This is a genomic window from Salinicola acroporae (assembly GCF_003206615.1).
GTDB classification, from domain to species: domain Bacteria; phylum Pseudomonadota; class Gammaproteobacteria; order Pseudomonadales; family Halomonadaceae; genus Salinicola; species Salinicola acroporae.
On record NZ_PZJW01000001.1, the window covers coordinates 39,736 to 62,598 of the forward strand.

At 63.4% G+C, this 22,863-nt stretch carries 25 protein-coding genes and 1 tRNA gene; 12 read left to right on the plus strand and 14 right to left on the minus strand.

From position 1 onward, the window contains the following. Nucleotides 1–179: 179 nt before the first annotated feature. The 7 genes from aroQ (at nucleotide 180) to purH (ending at nucleotide 6,770) form a co-directional block, all read left to right on the plus strand. Entirely contained in the window at nucleotides 180–623 is a 444-nt protein-coding gene (gene aroQ / locus DOM54_RS00160) for a type II 3-dehydroquinate dehydratase (protein WP_110714423.1), read from the plus strand. Between the two features lie 92 nt (nucleotides 624–715). Continuing rightward, nucleotides 716–1,183, plus strand: coding sequence for an acetyl-CoA carboxylase biotin carboxyl carrier protein (accB, locus tag DOM54_RS00165; protein WP_110714424.1), 468 nt, complete (start codon nucleotides 716–718; stop codon nucleotides 1,181–1,183). A gap of 21 nt (nucleotides 1,184–1,204) precedes the next feature. Beyond that, complete coding sequence (gene accC, locus DOM54_RS00170) at nucleotides 1,205–2,548, plus strand: acetyl-CoA carboxylase biotin carboxylase subunit (protein ID WP_110708586.1); 1,344 nt, start codon at nucleotides 1,205–1,207, stop codon at nucleotides 2,546–2,548. An 82-nt stretch (nucleotides 2,549–2,630) separates the two neighbouring features. Beyond that, nucleotides 2,631–3,530 carry a 50S ribosomal protein L11 methyltransferase gene (gene prmA, locus DOM54_RS00175; RefSeq protein ID WP_110714425.1) on the plus strand — a complete coding sequence of 300 codons (900 nt, stop codon included), beginning with the start codon at nucleotides 2,631–2,633 and terminating at the stop codon, nucleotides 3,528–3,530. A gap of 188 nt (nucleotides 3,531–3,718) precedes the next feature. Beyond that, nucleotides 3,719–4,753, plus strand: coding sequence for a tRNA dihydrouridine synthase DusB (dusB, locus tag DOM54_RS00180; protein WP_110714426.1), 1,035 nt, complete (start codon nucleotides 3,719–3,721; stop codon nucleotides 4,751–4,753). Continuing rightward, on the plus strand, nucleotides 4,750–5,058 hold the full coding sequence (fis, locus tag DOM54_RS00185; RefSeq protein ID WP_476748602.1) for a DNA-binding transcriptional regulator Fis: 309 nt from the start codon (nucleotides 4,750–4,752) through the stop codon (nucleotides 5,056–5,058). Before dusB ends, fis begins: the two co-directional genes overlap by 4 nt. A gap of 110 nt (nucleotides 5,059–5,168) precedes the next feature. Then, nucleotides 5,169–6,770 (plus strand): bifunctional phosphoribosylaminoimidazolecarboxamide formyltransferase/IMP cyclohydrolase, encoded by a 1,602-nt coding sequence (gene purH, locus DOM54_RS00190; protein WP_110714427.1) that lies wholly within the window; start codon nucleotides 5,169–5,171, stop codon nucleotides 6,768–6,770. Between the two features lie 94 nt (nucleotides 6,771–6,864). Here the strand turns inward: purH and DOM54_RS00195 are convergent, their stop codons facing one another. The 5 genes from DOM54_RS00195 to DOM54_RS00215 all read right to left on the minus strand — a co-directional run bounded on the left by DOM54_RS00195 (nucleotide 6,865) and on the right by DOM54_RS00215 (nucleotide 11,593). Next, nucleotides 6,865–8,334: an NAD-dependent succinate-semialdehyde dehydrogenase gene (locus DOM54_RS00195; RefSeq protein WP_110714428.1), complete on the minus strand. Its 1,470-nt coding sequence runs from the start codon at nucleotides 8,332–8,334 to the stop codon at nucleotides 6,865–6,867. Nucleotides 8,335–8,597: 263 nt separating this feature from the next. Next, a complete protein-coding gene (locus DOM54_RS00200) occupies nucleotides 8,598–9,050 on the minus strand; it encodes a hypothetical protein (protein ID WP_110714429.1) in 453 nt (150 codons plus the stop codon). Between the two features lie 68 nt (nucleotides 9,051–9,118). Further along, nucleotides 9,119–9,676 (minus strand): GTP cyclohydrolase I FolE, encoded by a 558-nt coding sequence (folE, locus tag DOM54_RS00205; RefSeq protein WP_110714430.1) that lies wholly within the window; start codon nucleotides 9,674–9,676, stop codon nucleotides 9,119–9,121. A 134-nt stretch (nucleotides 9,677–9,810) separates the two neighbouring features. Continuing rightward, the gene (locus tag DOM54_RS00210) at nucleotides 9,811–10,797 is read right to left on the minus strand and encodes a serine/threonine protein kinase (RefSeq protein WP_110714606.1); all 987 of its coding nucleotides are present in this window, start codon (nucleotides 10,795–10,797) and stop codon (nucleotides 9,811–9,813) included. Nucleotides 10,798–10,837: 40 nt separating this feature from the next. Further along, nucleotides 10,838–11,593, minus strand: a complete 756-nt coding sequence (locus DOM54_RS00215; RefSeq protein ID WP_240613715.1) for a double zinc ribbon domain-containing protein — start codon at nucleotides 11,591–11,593, stop codon at nucleotides 10,838–10,840. A gap of 140 nt (nucleotides 11,594–11,733) precedes the next feature. On the opposite strand from DOM54_RS00215, the gene DOM54_RS00220 reads away from it, so the two are divergent. Next, nucleotides 11,734–11,818: transfer RNA gene (locus DOM54_RS00220), tRNA-Leu, on the plus strand. A gap of 137 nt (nucleotides 11,819–11,955) precedes the next feature. On the opposite strand, the gene DOM54_RS00225 is transcribed toward DOM54_RS00220, so the two are convergent. Further along, nucleotides 11,956–12,630 carry a hypothetical protein gene (locus DOM54_RS00225; RefSeq protein ID WP_110714431.1) on the minus strand — a complete coding sequence of 225 codons (675 nt, stop codon included), beginning with the start codon at nucleotides 12,628–12,630 and terminating at the stop codon, nucleotides 11,956–11,958. 1,014 nt (nucleotides 12,631–13,644) lie between these two features. On the opposite strand from DOM54_RS00225, the gene DOM54_RS00230 reads away from it, so the two are divergent. From DOM54_RS00230 to DOM54_RS00245, 4 genes are all read left to right on the plus strand, one after another. Continuing rightward, on the plus strand, nucleotides 13,645–14,397 hold the full coding sequence (locus DOM54_RS00230; RefSeq protein WP_110714432.1) for an amino acid ABC transporter substrate-binding protein: 753 nt from the start codon (nucleotides 13,645–13,647) through the stop codon (nucleotides 14,395–14,397). A gap of 90 nt (nucleotides 14,398–14,487) precedes the next feature. Beyond that, nucleotides 14,488–15,162 carry an amino acid ABC transporter permease gene (locus tag DOM54_RS00235; protein WP_110598273.1) on the plus strand — a complete coding sequence of 225 codons (675 nt, stop codon included), beginning with the start codon at nucleotides 14,488–14,490 and terminating at the stop codon, nucleotides 15,160–15,162. Beyond that, complete coding sequence (locus tag DOM54_RS00240) at nucleotides 15,159–15,905, plus strand: amino acid ABC transporter ATP-binding protein (RefSeq protein ID WP_110714433.1); 747 nt, start codon at nucleotides 15,159–15,161, stop codon at nucleotides 15,903–15,905. Before DOM54_RS00235 ends, DOM54_RS00240 begins: the two co-directional genes overlap by 4 nt. Before the next feature lie 92 nt (nucleotides 15,906–15,997). Then, nucleotides 15,998–16,822 (plus strand): DUF1206 domain-containing protein, encoded by an 825-nt coding sequence (locus DOM54_RS00245; protein WP_110714434.1) that lies wholly within the window; start codon nucleotides 15,998–16,000, stop codon nucleotides 16,820–16,822. Between the two features lie 202 nt (nucleotides 16,823–17,024). Here DOM54_RS00245 and DOM54_RS00250 read toward each other — a convergent pair whose 3' ends face one another. The 8 genes from DOM54_RS00250 to DOM54_RS00285 form a co-directional block, all read right to left on the minus strand. Next, the gene (locus DOM54_RS00250; protein WP_110714435.1) at nucleotides 17,025–17,462 is read right to left on the minus strand and encodes a hypothetical protein; all 438 of its coding nucleotides are present in this window, start codon (nucleotides 17,460–17,462) and stop codon (nucleotides 17,025–17,027) included. 172 nt (nucleotides 17,463–17,634) lie between these two features. Further along, on the minus strand, nucleotides 17,635–18,240 hold the full coding sequence (locus DOM54_RS00255) for a HupE/UreJ family protein (protein ID WP_110714436.1): 606 nt from the start codon (nucleotides 18,238–18,240) through the stop codon (nucleotides 17,635–17,637). A gap of 32 nt (nucleotides 18,241–18,272) precedes the next feature. Next, complete coding sequence (ureG, locus tag DOM54_RS00260; protein WP_110714437.1) at nucleotides 18,273–18,935, minus strand: urease accessory protein UreG; 663 nt, start codon at nucleotides 18,933–18,935, stop codon at nucleotides 18,273–18,275. Nucleotides 18,936–18,958: 23 nt separating this feature from the next. Next, nucleotides 18,959–19,642: an urease accessory protein UreF gene (locus DOM54_RS00265; protein WP_110714438.1), complete on the minus strand. Its 684-nt coding sequence runs from the start codon at nucleotides 19,640–19,642 to the stop codon at nucleotides 18,959–18,961. Between the two features lie 6 nt (nucleotides 19,643–19,648). Continuing rightward, nucleotides 19,649–20,233 (minus strand): urease accessory protein UreE, encoded by a 585-nt coding sequence (gene ureE / locus DOM54_RS00270; protein ID WP_110714439.1) that lies wholly within the window; start codon nucleotides 20,231–20,233, stop codon nucleotides 19,649–19,651. 92 nt (nucleotides 20,234–20,325) lie between these two features. Beyond that, entirely contained in the window at nucleotides 20,326–22,032 is a 1,707-nt protein-coding gene (gene ureC, locus DOM54_RS00275) for an urease subunit alpha (protein ID WP_206018968.1), read from the minus strand. After that, on the minus strand, nucleotides 22,032–22,391 hold the full coding sequence (locus DOM54_RS00280; RefSeq protein WP_110714440.1) for an urease subunit beta: 360 nt from the start codon (nucleotides 22,389–22,391) through the stop codon (nucleotides 22,032–22,034). The genes ureC and DOM54_RS00280 overlap by 1 nt, the downstream gene beginning before the upstream one ends. Before the next feature lie 129 nt (nucleotides 22,392–22,520). Next, nucleotides 22,521–22,823, minus strand: coding sequence for an urease subunit gamma (locus DOM54_RS00285; protein ID WP_110708571.1), 303 nt, complete (start codon nucleotides 22,821–22,823; stop codon nucleotides 22,521–22,523). Between the last annotated feature and the right edge of the window lie 40 nt (nucleotides 22,824–22,863).

The window sequence follows — 22,863 nt, forward strand, 5'->3', positions numbered from 1 at the left end:
CGTGGCTCGTGGCTCGTGCCGTAGGTTACCGAACATCGTTCGGTGGTCAGGGTGGACACTCTCGGTCTTTTTCGGCAAACTTCGACACCAACGAAAAACGGTGCGCCGACGACGCCATCTTGCAGCAAAGTGACGCGATCTCGGCAATTCATGAACGGGTTAACAGCGCAAGGACGGTCATGGCTAGACTCCTGGTTCTCAATGGTCCCAACCTGAATCTGCTCGGCACTCGCGAGCCGTCGGTTTATGGCACGACCACGCTGGAGGATATCCGGGTGCGCCTGACCGAACGAGCCCTCAGCGCCGGGCATCAACTCGAGTGGCTGCAATCCAACGCCGAACACGAACTGGTCGAGCGCGTGCACCGCGCCCGGCAGGAGAACATCGATTTCATCCTGCTCAATCCGGCCGCCTTCACGCACACCAGCGTGGCGTTGCGCGATGCGCTGACCGGCGTCGATATCCCGTTCATCGAACTGCATCTCTCCAACGTGCATGCACGCGAGCCTTTCCGCGCCCACTCCTATTTCACCGATGTCGCCCGAGGCGTCATTGCCGGATTTGGTGCCGAGAGCTACACCCTCGCGTTGGAAGCCGCACTCTCGCAGCTAGGCCGTAGCTGACTACCTTTACGCCAGTGAATACTTGCTGAACGACACCGTCGCCATCAGCCGTCACCTTCAACTTTCACATTCAACCAAGCCGAGACATCGCCATGGATATACGCAAGGTCAAGAAACTCATCGAACTCCTGGAAGAGTCCAACATCAGCGAAATCGAAATCCAGGAAGGCGAAGAGTCGGTTCGCATCAGCCGTCATCCCAATGGCTTCGGTGCCATGCAGCAGCCGATGGTCATGCCGCAGACCATGGCACCGTCGGCCCAGGGACCCGGCCAGGCGACCACGCCGGCACCGGACCCCGCAGAGCCGGGCCCCGTGCAACCCACAGGCCATGCCGTGACCTCCCCCATGGTCGGGACCTTCTATCGGTCGCCGGCACCGGGCGCCAAGGCGTTCGTCGAGGTCGGCCAGAGCGTCAAGAAGGGCGATACCGTGTGTATCGTCGAAGCGATGAAGATGATGAACCAGATCGAAGCCGACAAGGATGGCGTGATCGAAGCGATCCTGGTCGAGGATGGCGAGCCGGTCGAGTTCGACCAGCCGATGATCATCATCAACTAAGGCCACACGAGCGAAACCATCATGTTGGACAAGGTACTCATCGCCAACCGCGGCGAGATCGCCCTCCGTGTCCTGCGCGCCTGCAAGGAACTGGGGATCAAGACCGTCGCGGTTCATTCCAAGGCCGATCGGGAACTGATGCATGTGCGCCTGGCAGACGAGGCCGTCTGTATCGGCCCTGCCGCCTCGGCTCAGTCCTATCTCAATATTCCCGCCCTGATCAGTGCGGCGGAAGTCACCGATTCGAGCGCCATTCATCCCGGTTACGGCTTTCTGTCCGAGAACGCCAACTTCGCCGAGCAGGTCGAACGCTCCGGCTTCACCTTCGTCGGGCCGCGGGCGGAAACCATCCGCCTCATGGGTGACAAGGTCAGCGCGATCAACGCCATGAAGGCTGCCGGCGTGCCGACGGTGCCAGGCTCCGACGGGCCGCTGCCGGACGACGACGCCGAGATTCGCCGCATCGCCGGTCGTATCGGCTACCCGGTGATCATCAAGGCGGCAGCCGGCGGTGGCGGCCGCGGCATGCGCGTCGTACGCAACGACGACGAGGTCGCCAAGGCAGCCAGCGTGACCCGGTCGGAGGCGGCGGCGGCATTCGGCGACGGCACCGTCTACATGGAGAAGTTCCTAGAGAACCCCCGCCACGTCGAGGTACAGGTGCTGGCTGACGGCCAGGGCAATGCCATCCACCTCTACGACCGTGACTGCTCTCTCCAGCGTCGTCACCAGAAGGTGCTCGAGGAAGCGCCGGCACCGCACCTGGATCCCGAGGCTCGCGCCAAGGTGCTGAAGTCGTGCACCGATGCCTGCATCGAGATCAATTACCGGGGCGCGGGGACGTTCGAGTTTCTCTACGAGAACGGCGAGTTCTTCTTCATCGAGATGAATACCCGGGTCCAGGTGGAGCATCCGGTGACGGAGATGGTCACTGGCGTCGATATCGTCAAGGAACAGTTGCGTATCGCCTGCGGTCAGCCGCTGTCGATCAAGCAGTCCGATGTCGAGCTGCGCGGCCATGCGTTCGAGTGTCGCATCAATGCCGAGGACTCACGCACCTTCATGCCCTCCCCCGGCAAGATCGACCTCTATCATCCGCCCGGCGGCCTGGGCGTGCGCATGGACTCCCACATCTATACCGGCTACAGCGTACCGCCCTACTACGATTCGCTGATCGGCAAGCTGATCACCTGGGGCGCGGATCGGGATATCGCCCTGGTCAGGATGCGAAACGCACTCGATGAACTGCTGGTCGAGGGCATCAAGACCAATATCGATCTGCAGAAGGACCTGGTTCGCGATAGCGCCTTCCAGCGCGGGGGCGTCAACATCCACTATCTGGAGAAAAAGCTCGGGCTAAGCTGAACCCGAGCCATCCCGGCGGGGCGGTCTATCCAGCGATAGCCCGCCCCGTTTTCGTCACCACCATCATTCCGGAGAGCGCCCCATGGCGTGGCTACAACTCAAGGCATCCATCGCCCCCGAGCAGGCCGAGTGGCTGGAAGAGCTGCTGCTCGCCGAGGGTGCCAGCGCGATCACCCTGCAGGACGCTCACGACGAGCCGCTCTTCGAGCCCGACCGGGGAACCACGCCGCTATGGCGCGAGACCGTGCTGACCGGCCTCTACGACGATCTTCCTGGCGTCGAGGCGATGATCGAGCGCGTCCAGCGCGCCTGGTCCGAGGGGGCCCCCGACGACCCCGCCCCGCAGATCGAGTACGAACTGTTGGCCGATCGCGACTGGGAGCGTGAGTGGATGGATGGCTTCGAGCCCCTGCAAATGGGTCACCGGTTGTGGATCGTACCCAGTTGGCACCAGGCCCCGGACCCCGATGCCGTCAACCTGCTGCTCGATCCCGGCCTCGCTTTCGGCACCGGTACGCACCCCACCACGGCGCTGTGCCTCGGCTGGCTCGACGCCCAGGAACTCGCGCAGCGACAGGTGCTGGACTACGGCTGCGGTTCCGGCATTCTGGCGATCGCCGCGCTCAAGCTCGGTGCCGACACCGCCGTCGGTGTCGATATCGATCCCCAGGCGCTGCAGGCGAGCCGGGACAACGCCGAACGCAACCGGATCGATGAGTCCCGCCTGATCCTGGACTATCCGGAAAGGATCGGACAGGGCCAGTTCGACGTGGTCGTCGCCAATATCCTCGCCGGCCCGCTGGTCGACATGGCGGCAACGATCGCCAAGCGGGTCAAATCCGGTGGCCATCTTGCCCTCTCCGGCATTCTGGCCTCCCAGGCGGATACCGTGCTGGACGCCTACCGGGCCCAGGGCCTGCTGATGGACGAGCCTCGCGAACGAGAAGGCTGGGTTCTGCTCACTGGGCATCGCGCGGCCTGAACGACGCTTGTCCGGTCCACCGCAAGCCCCTCGCTGCTCGATTTCATGCCCGGGCGGCCTGACCTGAACCTCGTTCATACACTCCAGGCGCGCCTTGCGGCTTAGGTCGTGAGTCGGCAAACAGCGCTTCAACAAACCCGGGGTGACCGGTATCATAGCCTCCCCGTTTTGCCTGAGCCCCTGTAACGATGCGTGATTCCGTGTCACCGCAGACCGATCGCCCGTTACCCCGCATCGGCCATCACACGCTGCCCAATCGCGTGATCCTGGCCCCCATGGCCGGGGTGACCGACCGCCCATTTCGCCAGCTCTGTCGCGAACTGGGGGCGGGTCTCGTGGTGTCCGAAATGGTCACCGCCGACAGCCGGCTCTGGCACACCCGGAAATCCCGGCAGCGCATGATCCATCGCGGCGAGCCGGGGCCGAGATCGGTGCAGATCGCCGGCGGCGACCCGCAGATGCTCGCCGAAGCGGCACGGCTCAATGCCAACGCCGGCGCCGAGATCATCGACATCAACATGGGTTGCCCGGCCAAGAAGGTCTGCAACAAGGCGGCGGGATCCGCGCTGCTGCGAGACGAACGCCTGGTAGCCGATATTCTCGAAGCCGTGGTCGCGGCGGTGGACATCCCGGTCACGCTGAAGATCCGTACCGGCTGGTGTGCCGAGACCCGCAATGCGGAGCGTGTCGCCAGCCTCGCCGAGGACGCAGGCATCGCGGCCCTTGCCGTCCATGGCCGAACCCGCGAGCAGCGCTATACCGGCGCCGCGGAGTACGACACCATCGCCGCGATCAAGCAGCGCGTATCGATACCGGTCTTCGCCAACGGCGACGTGACCACGCCGCAGCGCGCTGCCGAAGTGCTCGCCTACACCGGTGCCGATGCCGTGATGGTCGGGCGAGGCGCCCAGGGCAACCCGTGGCTGTTCCGGGAGATCGAGCACTACCTGCGCACCGGCCGTGAGCATGCCCCACCGAGTGCGGACGAGATCGCCAGCACCATGGGACGCCATCTGCGTGCGCTGCACGAGCACTATGGCGACTATCTCGGCGTCCGGGTAGCTCGCAAGCACGTCGGCTGGTATCTCGCCTCCCACGATCCCAGCCGGACATACCGCTCCCGCTTCAATCGTCTCGAGCAGGCCGAACAACAATTCGAGTTTCTTCATGAACTCTTTCGCGGTGATGCCGCCGCGATCGGTAACGGAATCCACGCAGCATGAATAGCCGGCAACCTTTAGCTCTCGATGGTGAGTCAACCGCGGAGGCCGACTCCCTCCAGATGCCCGATGCGCTGTCTCACACGACACTCCGAGAGTGCGTCGAGCGCGTCATGGAGCGCTACTTCTCCCATCTTGAGGGTGAATCCGTATCCAACCTCTACGGGATGGTGCTGGCGGAGGTCGAGGCACCGCTCCTCGAAGTCGTGATGCGCAACGTCGAAGGCAATCAGACCCGCGCCGCCGAGCTGCTCGGCCTCAATCGCGGCACGTTGCGCAAGAAGCTCAAGCAGTACGATCTGATGTAAATTCTCTCTCGCTTCGCCCGAGCGAAGCGCCACCCGGACGCGCGACGCCGCCGCCGACTCGAGAGTCTCCTGGCTGCGCCTGCCGTCTCATCGCACAAGAGTGGACTGGCATGTCTCAACCCCCTGCTTCTACCGCCCCCCGCGCCGTCCGTCGCGCCCTGCTCAGCGTGTCCGACAAGACCGGCGTCGTCGAATTCGCTCGCGAGCTGACCTCGCTTGGTGTCGAGCTGCTGTCGACCGGCGGTACCTATCGTCTGCTGCAAGAGAACGGTATCGCGGTCGTCGAAGTCTCCGAGCACACCGGCTTTCCGGAGATCATGGATGGGCGCGTCAAGACGCTGCATCCCAAGATTCACGGTGGCATTCTCGGACGTCGCGGCCAGGATGACGCGGTCATGGCGGAGCATGGCATCGACCCGATCGACATGGTGGTCGTCAACCTCTATCCCTTCGCGCAGACCGTGGCCAATCCGGACTGCACCCTGGAAGACGCCGTCGAGAACATCGACATCGGCGGACCGACGATGGTTCGGGCTTGCGCCAAGAACCACGAGCACACCACGATCGTGGTCAGCGCGGCGGACTATTCGCGCGTGCTGAAGGATATGGCCAGCCACGACGGCGGCGTCAGCCACAAGACCCGCTTCGACCTGGCGATCAAGGCGTTCGAGCACACTGCCGCCTACGACGCCGCCATCGCCAACTATTTCGGCCAGCGCGTGGGCAGCGGCGAGCCAGACTTCCCGCGCACGCTGTCGCTGCAGTTCGCCAAGAAACAGGGCATGCGCTACGGCGAGAATCCGCATCAGAAGGCCGCCTTCTACGTCGAGCCGGAGAGCAGCGAGGCCAGCATCGCCACCGCCAGCCAGCTCCAGGGCAAGGCGCTCTCCTTCAACAATGTCGCCGATACCGACGCCGCGCTGGAGTGCGTCAAGTCGTTCACCAAACCGGCCTGCGTGATCGTCAAGCACGCCAACCCGTGCGGCGTGGCGGTGGTTCCGGAAGACGACGGTGGTATCCGCAAGGCCTACGACCTGGCCTTCGAGACCGACAGCGAGTCCGCTTTCGGCGGCATCATCGCCTTCAACCGAGAGCTGGATGGCGATACCGCCAGCGCCATCGTCGCCCGCCAGTTCGTCGAGGTGATCATTGCACCGCGCATCTCTGCCGAGGCGCGCGAGGCAGTCGCCAGCAAGACCAATGTGCGCCTGCTCGAGTGCGGGGAGCTGCCCCCGAAGACTGGCGACGGATGGGACTACAAGCGCGTCAACGGCGGTCTGCTGGTGCAGAGCCGGGACACCGGCATGATCGGCGCGGATGACCTCAAGGTCGTCACCCGACGCGCCCCCACCGAACAGGAGCTGAACGACCTGGTGTTCGCTTGGAAAGTCGCCAAGTTCGTCAAGTCCAATGCGATCGTCTACGCCAGGAACCGCCAGACCGTCGGCGTTGGCGCCGGCCAGATGAGCCGCGTCAACTCAGCGCGTATCGCGGCCATCAAGGCCGAGCAGGCGGGCCTGGCGGTGACCGGCTCGGTCATGGCATCGGATGCGTTCTTCCCCTTCCGCGACGGCCTGGACAACGCCGCCGCCGCCGGCATCACCGCCGTCATCCAGCCCGGTGGATCGATGCGCGACGAGGAAGTGATCGCCGCGGCCAACGAGGCAGGCATCGCGATGGTGTTCACCGGTATGCGTCACTTCCGCCACTGAGTACGGCTCCCCCGGTCACGCAAAAAAAGCCCACGACAGCGTCTGTCGTGGGCTTTTTCGATGCCGGGCGGCAGACCTCAGCCGCCCGGGTGAATCATGCCTGCGCCTGACCCAGGTCGATGCACAGATACTTGACCTCGAGATATTCGTCGAGACCGTACTTGGAGCCTTCACGCCCCAGCCCGGACGCCTTGACGCCACCGAAAGGCGCGCTGGCATTGGAGATCAGCCCGGTGTTGATGCCGACCATGCCGTACTCGAGCGCTTCCGCCACCCGCCAGACACGCCCCAGATCCCGCGAATAGAAGTACGAGGCCAGCCCGAACTGGGTGTCATTGGCCAGGCGCACCGCTTCCTCTTCGGTCTCGAACGGGAACACCGCCGCCAGCGGGCCGAAGGTCTCCTCGCTCGCCACCTTCATCTCCGGCGTCGCATGGCTGATCAGCGTCGGCGAGAAGAAGCGCCCGCCGAGGGAGTGCTCGTGACCGCCGAGCAGCAGTTGGGCGCCCTTGTCGGTGGCGTCCTTGATGTGGTCGGTCACCTTGGCCACGGCATCGTCGTCGATCAGCGGGCCGATGTTGACCCCTTCCTCGAAACCGTCTCCGACCTTCAGTTCACTGTTCATCGCCGCCGCGAGCTTCTCGCTGAACGCATTGATCACGCTGGACTGGACCAGGAAACGGTTGGTGCAGACGCAGGTCTGGCCGGCATTGCGGAACTTGGAGGCGATAGCCCCCTCGACCGCGGCGTCCAGGTCGGCGTCCTCGAACACCAGGAACGGTGCGTTGCCGCCGAGCTCCAGCGAAATCTTCTGAATGTGCTGGGCGGCGCCGGCCATCAGCGAACTACCGACCTCGGTGGAGCCGGTGAAGGTGACCTTGCGCACCACCGGCGATTCGGTCATCGCCTTGGCGATCTCGCTGGCCTTGCCCGGCACCACGTTGAACACGCCCCGCGGCACCCCCGCCTGCTCGGCCAGCGCCGCCAGCGCGGTGGCCGAGAACGGCGTCTGGCTAGCCGGTTTGATCACGATGGTGCAACCGGCGGCGAGCGCCGCCGCGGCCTTGCGCGTGATCATCGAGGAGGGGAAGTTCCACGGTGTGATCGCTCCGACCACGCCCACCGGCTGCTTGGTCACCACGATACGCTGCTGGCTGCTGGCCGCCGGGATGGTGTCGCCGTAGATACGCCGCGCTTCCTCGGCGAACCAGCGCATGAAGCTCGCGGCGTAGACGATCTCCCCCGCCGCCTCCTTGACCGGTTTGCCTTGCTCGGCGGTCATGATCGCGGCCAGCTCATCCTTGTGCTCGAGCATCAGCTCGTACCACTTCATCAGGATATCGGCACGCTCCAACGCCGTGTGATTGCGCCAGCCCGGCAGCGCCGCCTCGGCGGCCTCGATAGCGCGCTCGGTCTCGGCTCTCCCCAGGCGCGGCATGCGCCCGAGAATCTCGCCGTTGGCAGGATTATCGACATCGATCTGCTCGCCGCTGTCGGCAGCGACCCAGTTGCCGTCGATGTAGGCAAAGGGCCTGAACAGCGCACTCTCTTTAACGGATTGCATGATTCACTCCTTCCTGGATGTGCTTGCCGGTAGCGGGCATGCCCCCTATCCGCTCGACCGTTGCCAAGGATCGGCGTGCCACACGGTCGGTCATGGCGCTGGCGCCGGTAACAACGAAAAACGGATCAGCCGCCACGGTTCTACTGGACAGGATGGCGCGTTAACGGCACTCGTGCCAGTCGCATTCACACCCCTTCATTGCCGAACGCCGGGGCGAGCCGCTCCCACGCCGGATGCCACTCACCAACGCGAAGCGAGCGCGCTCACCACCACTGGGACCACAGTGTCACTGCCACGGCCACCACGATGGCGATACCGTTCAGCCACTGCCCGGTCAAGCGCTGGGGTTCGCGATGCACGTGGCGCAGGCCCAGCCACGCCAGCACGATCGCCACCGCTTCCACCACCGGCGCATAGCGCCCCGCGCTCACTCCGGCGGCGGCCACCACGAAAGCGGCCAACGCCCAGTGCGACAGCACCTTGCGCCGGGTCTTGCCATCGACATCACGGGTGGTGCTGGCGCGTCGCTGGGTCTCGGGGCGATTGAACACCTGAATGGCGCGACCGTCGCGCAGTTCGAAGCGTACTGGTGTTCCAGCGCTCGGTAGGCCACGACCGCGCCATTGTGAGAAGTCGAAGGGGTAGCGCTTGCCATCGCGGGACTCGATCTCTCCGAGCTGCGCTTCATCGTCGAAATGGGAAAGGCGACCATCCATCCTGCTGTCCTTTCTATCCATGCGGAACCGATTGCCGGAAGCCAGCGCGGGGTCAGGCAAACTGGTCCTCAGCGGCCGTTGACCAGCATCAGGAACTCTTGGCGCGTGGTCTGGTTCTTGCGAAAGCTACCCAACATCACCGATGTCTTCATGCTGGAGTTCTGCTTTTCGACCCCTCGCATCATCATGCACATGTGCTGGGCTTCGATCACCACGCCGACACCGCGCGCCTGGGTCACCTGCATCACCGCTTCCGCGATCTGTCGGGTCAGGTGCTCCTGAATCTGCAGGCGACGCGCGTACATGTCGACGATTCGCGCGAATTTCGACAGCCCCAGCACTTTGCCCTGGGGCAGGTAGGCAATATGGCACTTGCCGATGAAAGGCAGCACGTGATGCTCGCACATCGAGTACATCTCGATGTCCTTCACCAGCACCATTTCGTCCGTGTCGGAGGCAAAAACGGCACCGTTGACCAGTTCCTCCAGCGATTGGTTGTAACCCTGGGTCAAGAACTGCATCGCCTTGGCGGCACGCATCGGGGTGTCGCGCAGGCCTTCACGCTGGGGATCCTCCCCCAGCTTTTCCAGAATACCGTGATAATGGCCTGCCAGTTGCTCTGTCATGTTGCTGCCTTGTCTATCGTTATCATCGATCAAACGCGCTCGCCGCCGCGACCGCCCCGGCCTCACTCTCGGTGAAGGCCGATTCTAGCGAAACTGCACCGACACCACTATCTCGGCACCGACTAATGGCCGGTTCAGGCGAGCCAGCGCGGCGAATCGAGTGCCACGCGCTGCTGCTCCAGATGACGGATGTGCTGATCCCAGTATCCGCCCTCCGCGACGTAAGGAAACGCCCTGGGAAAGGCGGGATCCTCCCAGCGCGCCGTCACCCAGGCGCTATGCCGAATCAGACGCAGCGTGCGCAGGGTCTCGATCCAGTCGAGCTGGCGCCGATCGAATTCCCGGCTCATCTCGTAGCCCTCGATGATCTCGGACAGCTGCATCTGCCACTCCCCTGGCGACTGCGCGGTCAGCAGCATCCAGAGATCCTGTACCGCCGGCGCCATCAGACAGTCGTCGAAGTCGACCAGAGAGAATCGTTCGTCCCGGCCCAGCATATTGCCGAGGTGGCAATCGCCGTGAACCCGCTGAAGCGCGCTATCGGGCCAGGCGTGGTCCGCCATCAGCGGTTCCAGGGCGTCGATGACCTGGCCGTAGAGGCGCCGCTGCCGCGTATCCAGCCAGCGAGCCTCGAGGACACGGCGCCGGCTTTCGTCGACCATGGCATTCAGGTCGAGCCGCAGGCGGTGGCGGAAAGGCTCGCGGGCACCGACCTCGTGAACCCGGCCAATCAGCTCGCCGAGCGCAAACAGATGGGAGGGATTGTCGAGCTCCGGCGCCTGGCCGACCACATGCGCAAACAGCGCGAAGCGAAAACCCTCGAAATGATGCAGAGTCTTGCCCTCGGCGCTTTCCCAGGGGGCACCGACCGAGACCGACGCCGCTGCGAGCGCCAGGAGGAAAGCGTGCTCTTCGAGAATCTGCTCGTCGCTCCAGCGCGCCGGCCGGTAGAACTTCACCACCCAGCGCCGACGGTCGTCATCGGTCAGCGAATAGACCCGGTTCTCATAGCTGTTGAGGGCGAATGGCTCGCCGGGCAGCCAGAGTCCGAGAGACTCGACGGCCTCGACCACGAGCTGTGGCGTCAGCCTCTCGAACGGGTGCGGGGATTCAGCGCTCATACGAACCTCGGCTAGCAGCGACAGGCTTGCGCGCATGCTATCAGATTCGCGACGAGGGAGTACGGGCGAAAGCCAGCGCCGTGACCCTTTCGGCACCCGCGTCTCGACAGGCGCTGGCCAGCGAATCCAGCGTGGCGCCGGTCGTCATGACATCATCGACGATGGTAACCGCGGCTGGCAGCGGTCGATTGACGACGAACGCGCGCATCACGTTGCGCCGTCGGGAGCGTCGATCCAATCCCCGCTGAGAGGGCGCCTCCCGAACCCGCTCGGCCGCGATGACTGGTAGCGCCAATCGTGCCGCCAGGCGTCCGGTCAACCAGGCGGTGTGATCGAACCCGCGCTCTCGCGTGCGCTCATGCTGACCCGGCACACCGATCATGGCGCTGCCCAGCTCGGGAGCTCGATCCAGCGATGCCAGCATCAACTGTACCAGTACCTCTCCTGCCCGCGGGTCCGCCGCGAACTTGTAGCGCCGAACCAGACGCGTCACCCGCGACTCGTAACGCAGCGGCACCCATGACGAGGTCTGCTGCGGCCGACGTTTCAGGCATCGCCCACACTGGCGCGGACGAAGTGTCCCGGCGCGCGTGGTCGGCAGCGGCTCGGCGCAGAGTTCACAGGCCCCCTGATTCCAAGGCATGTCAGAGAAACAGTCGGAGCACCAGGGCAGCCCCTCCTCGGCGGCGGCGCTGCAGAAAGCGCAGTAGCCCGGCAGCGCTCTCTTCAGTTGCGCGCCGATCCCGCCCAGTGACTTGCGGGTCAGCGGCCACATGATCTCCAGGCATCGCAGCATCGACGTTTCCTCGCCCCTTTCAGTCATCATGTCGACCACGGCGTTGAAAACTGAAGCGATCGGCGACCGCCGATCGCTGCCCAGGGCGCAACGATTGACATCGATCAAGGCGACAGTACAATGAGCGCGCCTGTCAGAATGCGGATGTGGTGGAATTGGTAGACACGCTAGATTTAGGTTCTAGTGCCGAAAGGTGTGGGAGTTCGAGTCTCCCCATCCGCACCATCGAATAGCCCCAAAATCAATAGCCTATATTTTCCGAACGGATCCGACCCAACCCCGGTTCAGCCAGGATGGTGCGGTGAACGCATGCCCCATTGCGGCAGCGCGCGGTCGATCGCCCTCGAAACACCAGCAACGACTCAGCCGTCGAGCCGACGAACCCACTGCCTGACGCGCCAGCGCTGAAGCCGACTGGCGTAGCGTTTGGTATCGACCGATACGGGAGCCAGCGTGCAGGCCTTGTCGTCCGTCATGTGAAGACGGAAGCGACGCTCGGCCCCGATGGGATGGTCCTCACTGCCGTAGATCGCGACGACGCGAATATCGAGAGAGTGGAAAACGATGTCGTCCGTGGGGCGATTGTGCTCGAGCGTCAGGTCGTGGGCCCGGCACAAGCGCTGCAAGATGGTCTCGAAGGTGCCGACGTGGCTGAAGCTTCCGCAAGGCATGGGGCCCTGGCTCGTCGACTCCATCCTCTCCCCCCCTTCTCCGGAGGCCGTACTCGATGGGCCTGGCGACGCCTGGTCATCCGAGTGATGATCGCCTTCACAGTCGATCATGTCCTGGGTCAACGATCCTCGACTGGTGTGTAGCGTCACGATGATGTGTTCGAGAAAGATCGGCTCGGAACTCATGTTGCTGATCAGGCACAGCGACGTCAGATCGTTGCCATGGCCGCGGTTGATGATGATGCGAGGACGCCGGGTCCGGGCAAAGTTTCGATAGAGGATCTGGGCGTAGAAGAACCACACGAATAGCGTCAATATGCTGGTGACGGCGGTTATCGCCTTGCTGTGTTCCGACAACCATTCCATGGTCGGGATCGGCTCCTGCCTGCTGGGGTCGCAAAGGCGCCAATGTAGGCGAGAAACCTGGGCGGCGATATAACCCAGTTTGTGGCACCAGCGCCATCGATTTGACCAGTGGGCCAGAAACACGAAAGGCGGGCCTCTCGGCCCGCCTTTAAATCAACCGCCGAACCCGGGCATCCTGCCCTTTCTTCGTCATCCTGACGGAGCGAGTTCACGGTACTGCTTGAGCCCCGTCTTCATCTTCCTGAATCCAACGGGCTGACAGTCGTCCCTGACTGCGACTCCGACTCACCTCTGGCATCCTTTGACCCATCCTTGGGTGCGGTAAGTCAGCTAACGAAGTCAAAGTTATACAAGAGTTGTCGACCCGTCAAGCTTTTTCAACAGGGCCCATTCAGGGTGAAGGTGATCAAGGTGATTGATGCTGGAGTCGAGCGAGAGGAAGGGCCGACGTCGCGTCCTGTGTCCGCGCAGCGAAAGAAGCACTCGTCTGATATCGAAATCGAGGCGGGAAGCCGACGGAAGGACGCCGGCTTTCCCGAGACACTTACCCCCTGCGCCATGACCCCCAACGCCGGAGGCGAAAGAGGCCGCATGACATCGCTGACGGTCATGCGCCGAAACTTTCCGCGCTCCTGAGCCTGTCGGCCCGTTCCCTGGCCCATGCCGCTAACCAACGCGAAGCGCACATCCCTTGGTCACGTCCCTGCGGCAGCCTTCACAGAAAGAATCGCGCAAATGTTAGATCAATACAGTACAAACGGCAAAGCCAAGTATAGATTGACCTCGCTCATTGAGCGGAATTCAGCTCCCCTCGCTTACATGAACGCGCCATCCGTCGATTGACACGGTTCCCACAAGCCAGCGATAGCGCAAAACAAAAGGATATATAAATTATTTTTCTTATTACCAATTTCGGAATTGCGCTATCCTGTAGCCAAATTCGGCCCGTGCAAAGCCGGCTCCCTACCACCGTTTCCGGGAATCTTTTCGCTCATGACAATACGATCGATTTCAATGGCGTCTCTTCGGCTGGCCACACTGTCTCTCGCGCTGGGGCTTACCGGTGCAACCCTGGCACAGGCGGATACCTTGAGAGTGGGCATGTCGGGAGGTTACTACCCTTTCACCTACGTCGAGCACGATCAGCTCAAGGGGTTCGAGGTCGACCTCATGAAGGCGATCGGTGAGATCACCGGCGACGACGTCGAGTTCGTCACGGCCAGCTTCTCCGGCCTGGCCGGCATGCTGGACTCCAACCGCATCGATACCATTGCCAACCAGATCACCATTACGCCGGATCGCCAGAAGAAGTATCTCTTCAGCCAGCCCTACGTCTACGACGGCGCCCAGGTGGTGGTCCGCAAGGGCAACGACGCCATCCATGGAGTCGAGGACCTCAAAGGCAAGACGGTCGCGGTAAACCTCGGTTCCAATTACGAGCAGTTGCTGAACGAGCTGCCATACGCCGATGATATCGACATCAAGACCTACGACTCCAACATCGAGCAGGATGTCGCCCTGGGCCGTGCCGATGCCTTCGTCATGGATCGCGTCAGCGCCACCCAGGTGATCAAGGACAAGCCGCTACCCCTGCAGTTGGCGGGTCAACCCTTTTCCCAGATCGAAAACGCCTACCCCTTCCGCGACGACGAGGCCGGCAAGGCGTTGAAGAGCAGAATCGACGACGCCCTCGCCCAGTTACGTGACAGCGGCAAGTTGAGCGACATTTCGGAGAAGTGGTTTGGGTCCGACATTACCCAGCCCTGATCGCCGTTTCGCTTCGATGGCCCATGGCGCTGACCGGCGCCATGGGCTTTTCCGTTATCTGAGGTCGCCAAGCGCGGAGCGCCAAGCACTATGCACGCACTCGATATCGACTACATGCTGGGCTTGGTGCCCATTCTTCTCAGTTACCTGCCACTGACGCTGGAGATGGCGGCGGCCGGAATGGCCTGTGCGCTCGTGCTCGCCTGCCTGTTGGCAGTCATCCGGGTCAGTCGCGTGCCGGGCCTCAACGCCTTCGCACTGCTGTTCATTTCGTTCTTCCGCGGTACGCCGCTGCTGGTGCAACTGTTCCTGTTCTATTACGGGCTACCGCAGGTGTTGACGTTCCTCGTCGCGATCAACGGCGTTACCGCCACCATTCTTGGACTGACCCTCCACTTTTCGGCCTACATGGCAGAGTCGATCCGTGCGGCTATCGTGGGGATCGATCGTAGCCAGACCGAAGCCGCGCTATCGATCGGAATGACCCGGGCACAACTGATGCGTCGAATCGTGCTGCCCCAGGCGACTCGGGTGGCAACGCCGACGTTGATGAACTATTTCATCGACATGATCAAATCGACCTCGCTGGCCTTCACGCTCGGCGTCACCGAACTCATGGGTGCCACCCAGAAGGAAGCCGCCGGCAGCTTTCTCTACTTCGAGGCTTTTCTGGTCGTGGCAGTCATCTACTGGATCGTGGTCGAGGCACTTTCCTGGGTCCAGAAATGGCTGGAACAACGACTCAACCGGGCGTATCAGCGATGATCGAACTCAAGGGCATCCGCAAGCAGTTTGGCAATCACGTCGTCTTCAACGATATCGATCTTCAGCTCGAGCGCGGCGAGATCATCGTGATCGTCGGCCCCTCGGGAACCGGTAAATCCACGCTGCTGCGCTGCATCAATTTCCTGGAGACGCCCGATGCCGGCCAATTGACCGTCGGCGATCTCAACCTCGATGCCACGACCGCGACGCGTGACCAGATTCTTGCCCTGCGGCGGCGTACCGCCTTCGTATTCCAGAACTACGCTCTCTTCGCCAACAAGACCGCTCTCCAGAATATCGCCGAAGGCATGATCGTGGTCGATGGGATCGCCAAGCGCGAGGCGTACGCCAGGGCAAGGGAAATTCTCGGGCGCATCGGGCTGGCCGACAAGGCCGACGCCTATCCCGCCGCGCTTTCCGGCGGACAGCAGCAGCGCGTGGGCATCGGCCGGGCGATGGCCGCCAATGCCGATGTCATCCTGTTCGATGAACCGACATCCTCGCTGGACCCGCAGTGGGTGGAAGAGGTACTTGGGCTGATGAAACAGCTTGCGGCCGAGCACCAGACAATGATCGTCGTCACTCACGAGATGCAGTTCGCTCGCGAGGTCGCCGATCGGGTGGTGTTCATGGATCAGGGCAGCATCATCGAGCAGGCGCCTCCCTCAGAGCTGTTCAGCCGTCCCAAGGACGGACGCACCCAGCAATTCCTGCGCAAGATCCTGGCGGCAAACAAGAGCTGATCGGCCCGCCCCGGGCAACGGCTTCCCCCGGCGACGTGTCGCGAAACCGCTTTCTCTTCTAGGCTAGTATCCGGCCAATCACAAGGAACAGCATGAAGCGAAACCACGTTAGCCTACGGGATGGATTGCGACACACGGCTTCGGCAGGCTATATAGCCAAGGGCATGATCTACCTCACCATCGGCTGGCTGGCGCTGCTGACGGCGATCGGCCTGGGGGGCAGCGAGAGCGGCGCTTCGGACGTCATTCGCAAGATCGCGTTGTGGCCTTTCGGGCGTGCGCTACTGGCGCTGCTGGGCCTGGGGCTCATCGCCTATGTTTTGTGGCGCCTGGGCCAGGCGATCTGGGACACGGAGCGCAAGGGCAACGACTGGAGAGGATGGGCACAGCGCCTGGGATTCGCGGTCAGTGGCGGCTTGTATGCCACCCTGGCGTGGCAGTGTGCCACCCTGGTCTTTCAGAGCCTGGCCCAGTCCCAGGGCGGCGGGACCTCCCAGAATACCGAACGGGTCCTGGGCGTCCCCGGCGGACGCTGGCTGCTGGTCGCGCTCGGCGTCGTCTTCGTCGGCGTCGGCATCCACCAGATGGTGCGCGCCTGGCGGCGTTCCTATCGCAAGAACTGGCACCTGGACAGCCGGCCCAACCCGCCGCTGCCACTGCTCGAGGCGATCGCGCGCCTCGGTCTCGCGGCCCGTGGCGTCACATTCGTCCTGATAGGCAGTCTGATCGCACTGGCAGCCTGGCGCCTGTCGCCCAGCGATGCCCAAGGCCTGGGCGCCGCGCTCAACCTGTTGGCCCATCAACCCTTCGGCGACTGGCTTCTGGGCGCCGCCGCGGTCGGCCTGATGGCGTACGGTGGCTACTGTTTCATCAATGCTGGCTATCGTCGGGTCAGGCACCCCCGGAGCGGAACCTGACCGACCCGCTGCTGGGGCCGGCAAGCCACCAACAGTGGCGCACAAAAAACCGTCGGGAGCGGTTTTTGACGCCTCGGGCGGCCCGAAGGGTGGCCGCCAGGGATGGCGGGCCACAAAAAAGACCGCCGTGGCGGTCTCAAACGATCGATAAACCTATCTAGAGAGAACGAGACGGGGTCATCGCACGAACTCTGGTTCCCGCTTATTGAGCCGGCCCCGTATTGAGAGGTTCGCGATTGACAGAGTCCTTGCCAGCGGCGCCGTCCTGATCGCTGCCGCTCAGGGGGGCACTGTTGTCCATCGTCGGGGGCGTGGGGGCGGCGTCGCCCTGACGGGGCATGCCTTTCACCATCCCGTCACGATTGGCGCTGTCCTTGCTCGCCATCCCCATCTGATCGCTGCTGCTGTTGGGCGCACTGTCATCCATGGAAGAACCATGGGCGGACTTCTGCGACGATGACGGCATACCATTCACCATCGCATCGCGATTGGCGCTATCCTTGCTCGCCATTCCCATCTGATCGCTGCTGCTGTTGGGCGCACTATCGTCCATGGCGGTCTGCGCCATGGCTGCACCACTCAGCACGGCCAATATCAAACCGGTAGCGATGCCGAAACGGCGGCGGGTGGAGAGGTTCATAAGAGGCTCCTGCAGGTTTCCATGATCGAACGCGGCGTCGCGCTCCTGGGTCTTCCCTGGGGCCTGTTCGCACTCGCGACAGATAGTGTGAGCAGGCCCTGTATGACGGTTGTGGCCGTCTATCCCTGTATACGCCGCAGCTCTGAAAACGGATGCAGATCCCCTTGCGGCCTCACCCCAACAACAGCGCCCCACCCGCCGCGGCGATGACGGCACCGATACCGCGAAGCCAGCGGCTGTCGCGCTGCATCAGCCAGTTGCCGACCAGACGGCCGATCAGCGTGATAGCGACGCTGGCAATGACGAAGCCAACGGCGTAGAGCAGTGCCGATGCCCCGGGTGCCAGCTCGCTGCCGTGAGCATGGCCATGCAGCAGAATGAAGGCAAAGACCAGGGTGCCACCGACCGCGGTGGGCAGCTTGACCAGACAGGCCAGCATCACGCCCGCCAGCAGCACGCTGGAGGCGATACCGAACTCGACGCCTAGCAGCGGCACGCCAGCCCAGGCCAGTCCCGCCCCGGCGATCATGCCCAGGGCAATCAGCAGCGGCATGGCACGGCGCAACGTCGAGGACTGGCGGCAACTCCACAAGCCGATCGCCAGCATGGCAAGCAGATGGTCGAGCCCCGTCAATGGGTGCATCAACCCGGACAGGAAGCTACCGCCATGGGTGTGCGGTAGCGCACCGGGATGCGCCATGGCCGCGGAGCCGACCAGCAGCAAGAGTGGTGCGGAGAGCCAGGCCAGGCTACGCGCCGGGGGAGTGGATGACGTCATGACGAATCTCCTTGCAGGTAACGGATGAGGGATCAGTTGGCTGTCAGCAGTTGCTGGTCCTGAATGGCGCGTCGTTCTTCACCGCGCCGCTCCGGCAGCATCCCTTGGTCGAGGATGAAACGGACGATGGTCTCGACGCCGATCCCGTCATGCAGATTGGTGAAGACGAAGGGACGCTCGCCGCGCATTTTCTTGGCATCGCGCTCCATGACCTCGAGAGAGGCATGGACGTAATCGGCGATGTCGATCTTGTTGATGATCAGCAGATCCGACTTGGTGATCCCGGGGCCGCCCTTGCGCGGAATCTTGTCGCCAGCCGAGACGTCGATGACGTAGAGCGTCAGATCCGAAAGCTCGGGGCTGAAAGTGGCAGCCAGGTTGTCGCCACCGGACTCTACCAGCACCAGTTCCAGATCGGGATGAAGGGCGTGCAGGTCGTCGATCGCCGCGAGATTCATCGAGGCATCCTCGCGGATCGCCGTATGGGGACAGCCGCCGGTTTCGACGCCGATGATACGGTCGGCGGCCAGTGCATCATGACGCAACAGGAAGTCGGCATCTTCCCGGGTGTAAATGTCGTTGGTCACCACCGCGATATCGTAGTGTTCCCGCAGCGCCAGGCAGAGCTGCTTGAGAAGTGCCGTCTTGCCGGAACCCACCGGCCCGCCGACCCCCACGCGTAGACAATGCTTCATCGCTTTCCTCTCCTTCCAATATCTCAACTGCGAAACAGACGCGAATACTGTGTTTCGTGCAGCGCACTCGCCAGGGCCAGCCCCGGCAGGATGGGACCGAGCGCCCCGTCGTGCAGACGGTTGGCGGTCTCGACGGCGCTCACCAGTTCGGGCCGCAGTCGCTCGACCAGCCGCTGTGCCGCTGTCTGGCCTAGCGGCAGCGCCTTGCAGGCAGCGGCCAGCTGGTTCTCGAGCCAAGCCCATGCGAAGCCGAGTTGGGCATCCTCGACGCCGACCCCTCGTCGATGCGCCACCCAGGCAAACAGGGTGACGTACGCCGGACGCCGGGGCAGCCAGCCATCTTCGGGCAGCAGCTCCAGATCCCCCAGCAGGCGTGCGAGTGCCTGCCCCAGACGCACGTCCTCGTCCGCCAGTTCCCGGGTTTCCCGATTGGCCCGAAGCCAGTCGTTCCAGACCTGCAGCGTCTCGCGGTCGCCACTTCCCCAGGCGTCCTGCAACCTGCCCAGCACCGGCAACTCGCAACGTGCGAGACCATCGTCGAGCACGCCCGACAACCACTCGCCAAGGCTCTCCTCGTCACGCACCCAATCAAGCTCGAAGGCACTCTCCAACCCCTGTGACCAGGCGAAGGCACCGATCGGCAACGCCGGACTGATCAGTTGCATCAGCCCCAGCAGTGCCAGCGGGTCGCGGACCGACTCGGCCATCAAGCCTCAATGCTCATGCTTTTGGCCGTGGCGGTGGGAGAGGTGCTGCTGGAAGTCATAGACCTGACCGAGATTCCCGACAGCGCCGTGATCGTGGGGATGGTCGTGGCCGTGAGAATGGCCGTGAGCGTGTCCATGGCGAGCCCCCTCCCCCTCGGCATACGCGCCTGGCTCGGGATCGAACGGCGCCTGATGATGCTCAAGCGTCGCTCCCAGTCTTACCGCCAGGGTTTCCAGCACATGATCCGGCGGAAATCGCACCCAGCCACACTCTCCGGCCGTGCCGATCGCCAATTGGACGTGGCGATTGCCCAGGTGGTAGCAGAGCCTCGCCAACGCCAGTCCGAGCGGCACCTTCGCCGTCACCACCGGTTCTGCGGCAGCGAGAACTTCGATCACCTCGCCGCTTTCGGCACGCAGTAACGCCCCGTCGCGCAGCACCGGGCCGCGATCGAGGAAAATACCGATCTCGTGACCACGGTCGCTGGTCGCCTTGAGCCGGCCGCGCATTCGTAGCTCGAACGGCAATGTCACGCTGTCGACGGCGATAGCGTCGGACGTCGCCTCCAGCCGTTCAATCAATTTCCACATGTCTATCTGCCTCGTGATGGCCGATACCGGACTCGAGATGACCTCGACATAGATAACCGAAAACAAGCCCGGCCGGCGGATGAATAGTCGAATCAAAAAAGATGATAACGCTGGGTCAGCGGTAACTCGAACGCCGGCTCACAGGTCAAGAGCTCGCCGTCGGCGCGCACCTCGTAGGTTTGCGGATCGACCTCCAGGTGCGGACATGCATCGTTGAGTTTCATGTCCGACTTGCGAACGCCCCGCACGTTCTTGACCGCCGACAGCATGCTCTCCAGGCCCAGGCGCTCCTTGATCCCAGCCTCCAGCGCTGCCTGGCTGACGAAGCTGAAGCGGGTCGCGCTGGCCGCCTTGCCAAAGGCGCCGAACATCGGCCGGTAATGCACCGGCTGCGGCGTGGGGATAGACGCGTTGGCATCCCCCATCGGCGCCGCCGCGATCATGCCGCCCTTGACGATCAGCGCCGGCTTGACGCCGAAGAACGCCGGGCTCCACAGCACCAGATCGGCCAGTTTGCCGACTTCCACCGAGCCCACCTCGTGAGCGATGCCGTGGGTCAATGCCGGATTGATGGTGTACTTGGCGATATAGCGGCGGGCACGGAAATTGTCCGCGCCCAGCGCCGCGTCTTCCGGTAGCAGGCCGCGCTGCACCTTCATCTTGTGTGCGGTCTGCCAGGTACGGCAGACCACCTCGCCCACCCGCCCCATGGCCTGGGAGTCCGACGAGATCATCGAGATCACGCCCATGTCGTGGAGGATATCCTCGGCGGCGATGGTCTCGCGACGAATGCGGGAATCGGCAAATGCCACGTCTTCCGGAATGTTCGGATCGAGATGGTGACACACCATCAGCATGTCGAGATGCTCGTCGATGGTATTGACCGTGTAAGGCCGGGTCGGATTGGTCGACGACGGCAGCACGTAATCCTTCGAGCAGGCGGTGATGATGTCGGGGGCGTGACCGCCGCCGGCACCTTCGGTGTGATAGGTGTGAATGCCGCGCTCCTTGAACGCGGCGATCGTATCCTCGACGAAACCGGACTCGTTGAGCGTGTCGGTATGAATCGCGACCTGGATGTCGTAGCGCTCCGCCACGCTCAGGCAGTTGTCGATCGACGCTGGCGTCGTGCCCCAGTCCTCGTGCAACTTGAGCCCGATCGCTCCGGCGACGATCTGCGCTTCCAGCGCTTCCGGCAGGCTGGCGTTGCCCTTGCCGAGCAGGCCGATATTCATCGGCAGGGTGTCGATCGCCTGCAACATCCTGGCGAGATGCCACTCACCCGGGGTACAGGTGGTGGCATTGGTGCCGGTCGCCGGGCCGGTACCGCCGCCGAGCATGGTGGTGATGCCGCTCATCAAGGCTTCTTCGACCTGCTGCGGACAGATGAAGTGGATGTGCGCGTCGATACCGCCGGCGGTGAGAATCTTGCCCTCCCCCGCGATGATCTCCGTGCCTGGCCCGATGACGATGTCCACGCCAGGCTGGACGTCCGGATTGCCGGCCTTGCCGATCGCGGCGATCCGGCCTTGCTGCAGGCCGACATCCGCCTTCACCACCCCCCACCAGTCGAGAATCAGCGCATTGGTGATGACGGTATCCATGACACTGTCATCCACGCGCTGGCTCTGGCCCATCCCGTCCCGAATGACCTTGCCACCGCCGAACTTGACCTCGTCGCCGTAGACCGTCGCGTCGCGCTCGACCTCGATCCACAGTTCGGTATCGCCCAGGCGCACGCGATCGCCGACGGTAGGTCCGTACATGTCCGCATACGCCTGACGGGTAATCGTCACCATCAGTTCGCTCCCCCTTGATCGCCACTGTCATCGGGCCACCCAGGCGCGGCGGTGGGCAGCGCCCCCATCACCTCGCCGCGGAAGCCGTAGATCCGACGCGCGCCGGCATACGCCACCAGGGTCACCTCGCGACTCTGCCCCGGCTCGAAGCGAATCGCCGAGCCGGCTGGCACATCGAGGCGATGGCCACGCGCAATAACACGGTCGAAGACCAGCGCCGGGTTGGTCTCCGCGAAGTGGTAGTGGGAACCGACCTGAACCGGCCGGTCACCGGTATTGGCCACCGCCAGCGTGATCGTCTCGAGACCCGCATTGAGCTCGATCTCGCCATCCTGAATCTGCGTTTCACCGGGAATCATCGATTTTCCCTTGTTGTCGATTGTTCTTCGCCGGGACGGCACCCCGGACGGCACAAGCAAGGCCGTCGGCATTGGCCGACCTGCAGCGTGCGAAACCGCGCCGACACCGTCCGGCCCGGAAGCGCCGCGTCAGACGATGGGATCGTGAACCGTGACGAGCTTGGTGCCGTCCGGGAATGTCGCCTCGACCTGCACCTCGTGAATCATGTCGGCCACTCCGTCCATGACGTCTTCCCGCGTCAGTATTTCGCGTCCGTACCCCATCAGGTCGGCCACGCTTCTGCCATCCCGCGCACCTTCCAGAATCTCGAAACTGATCAGCGCCATCGCTTCCGGGTAGTTGAGCTTGAGTCCACGGGCACGCCGTCGCTCGGCCAGTTGAGCGGCGCTGAACAGCATCAGCTTGTCTTTGTCTCTCGGGGTCAATTCCATCGCGACGGCTCCCTGGCTCTTGCGCGTTGTTCAAAGTTCG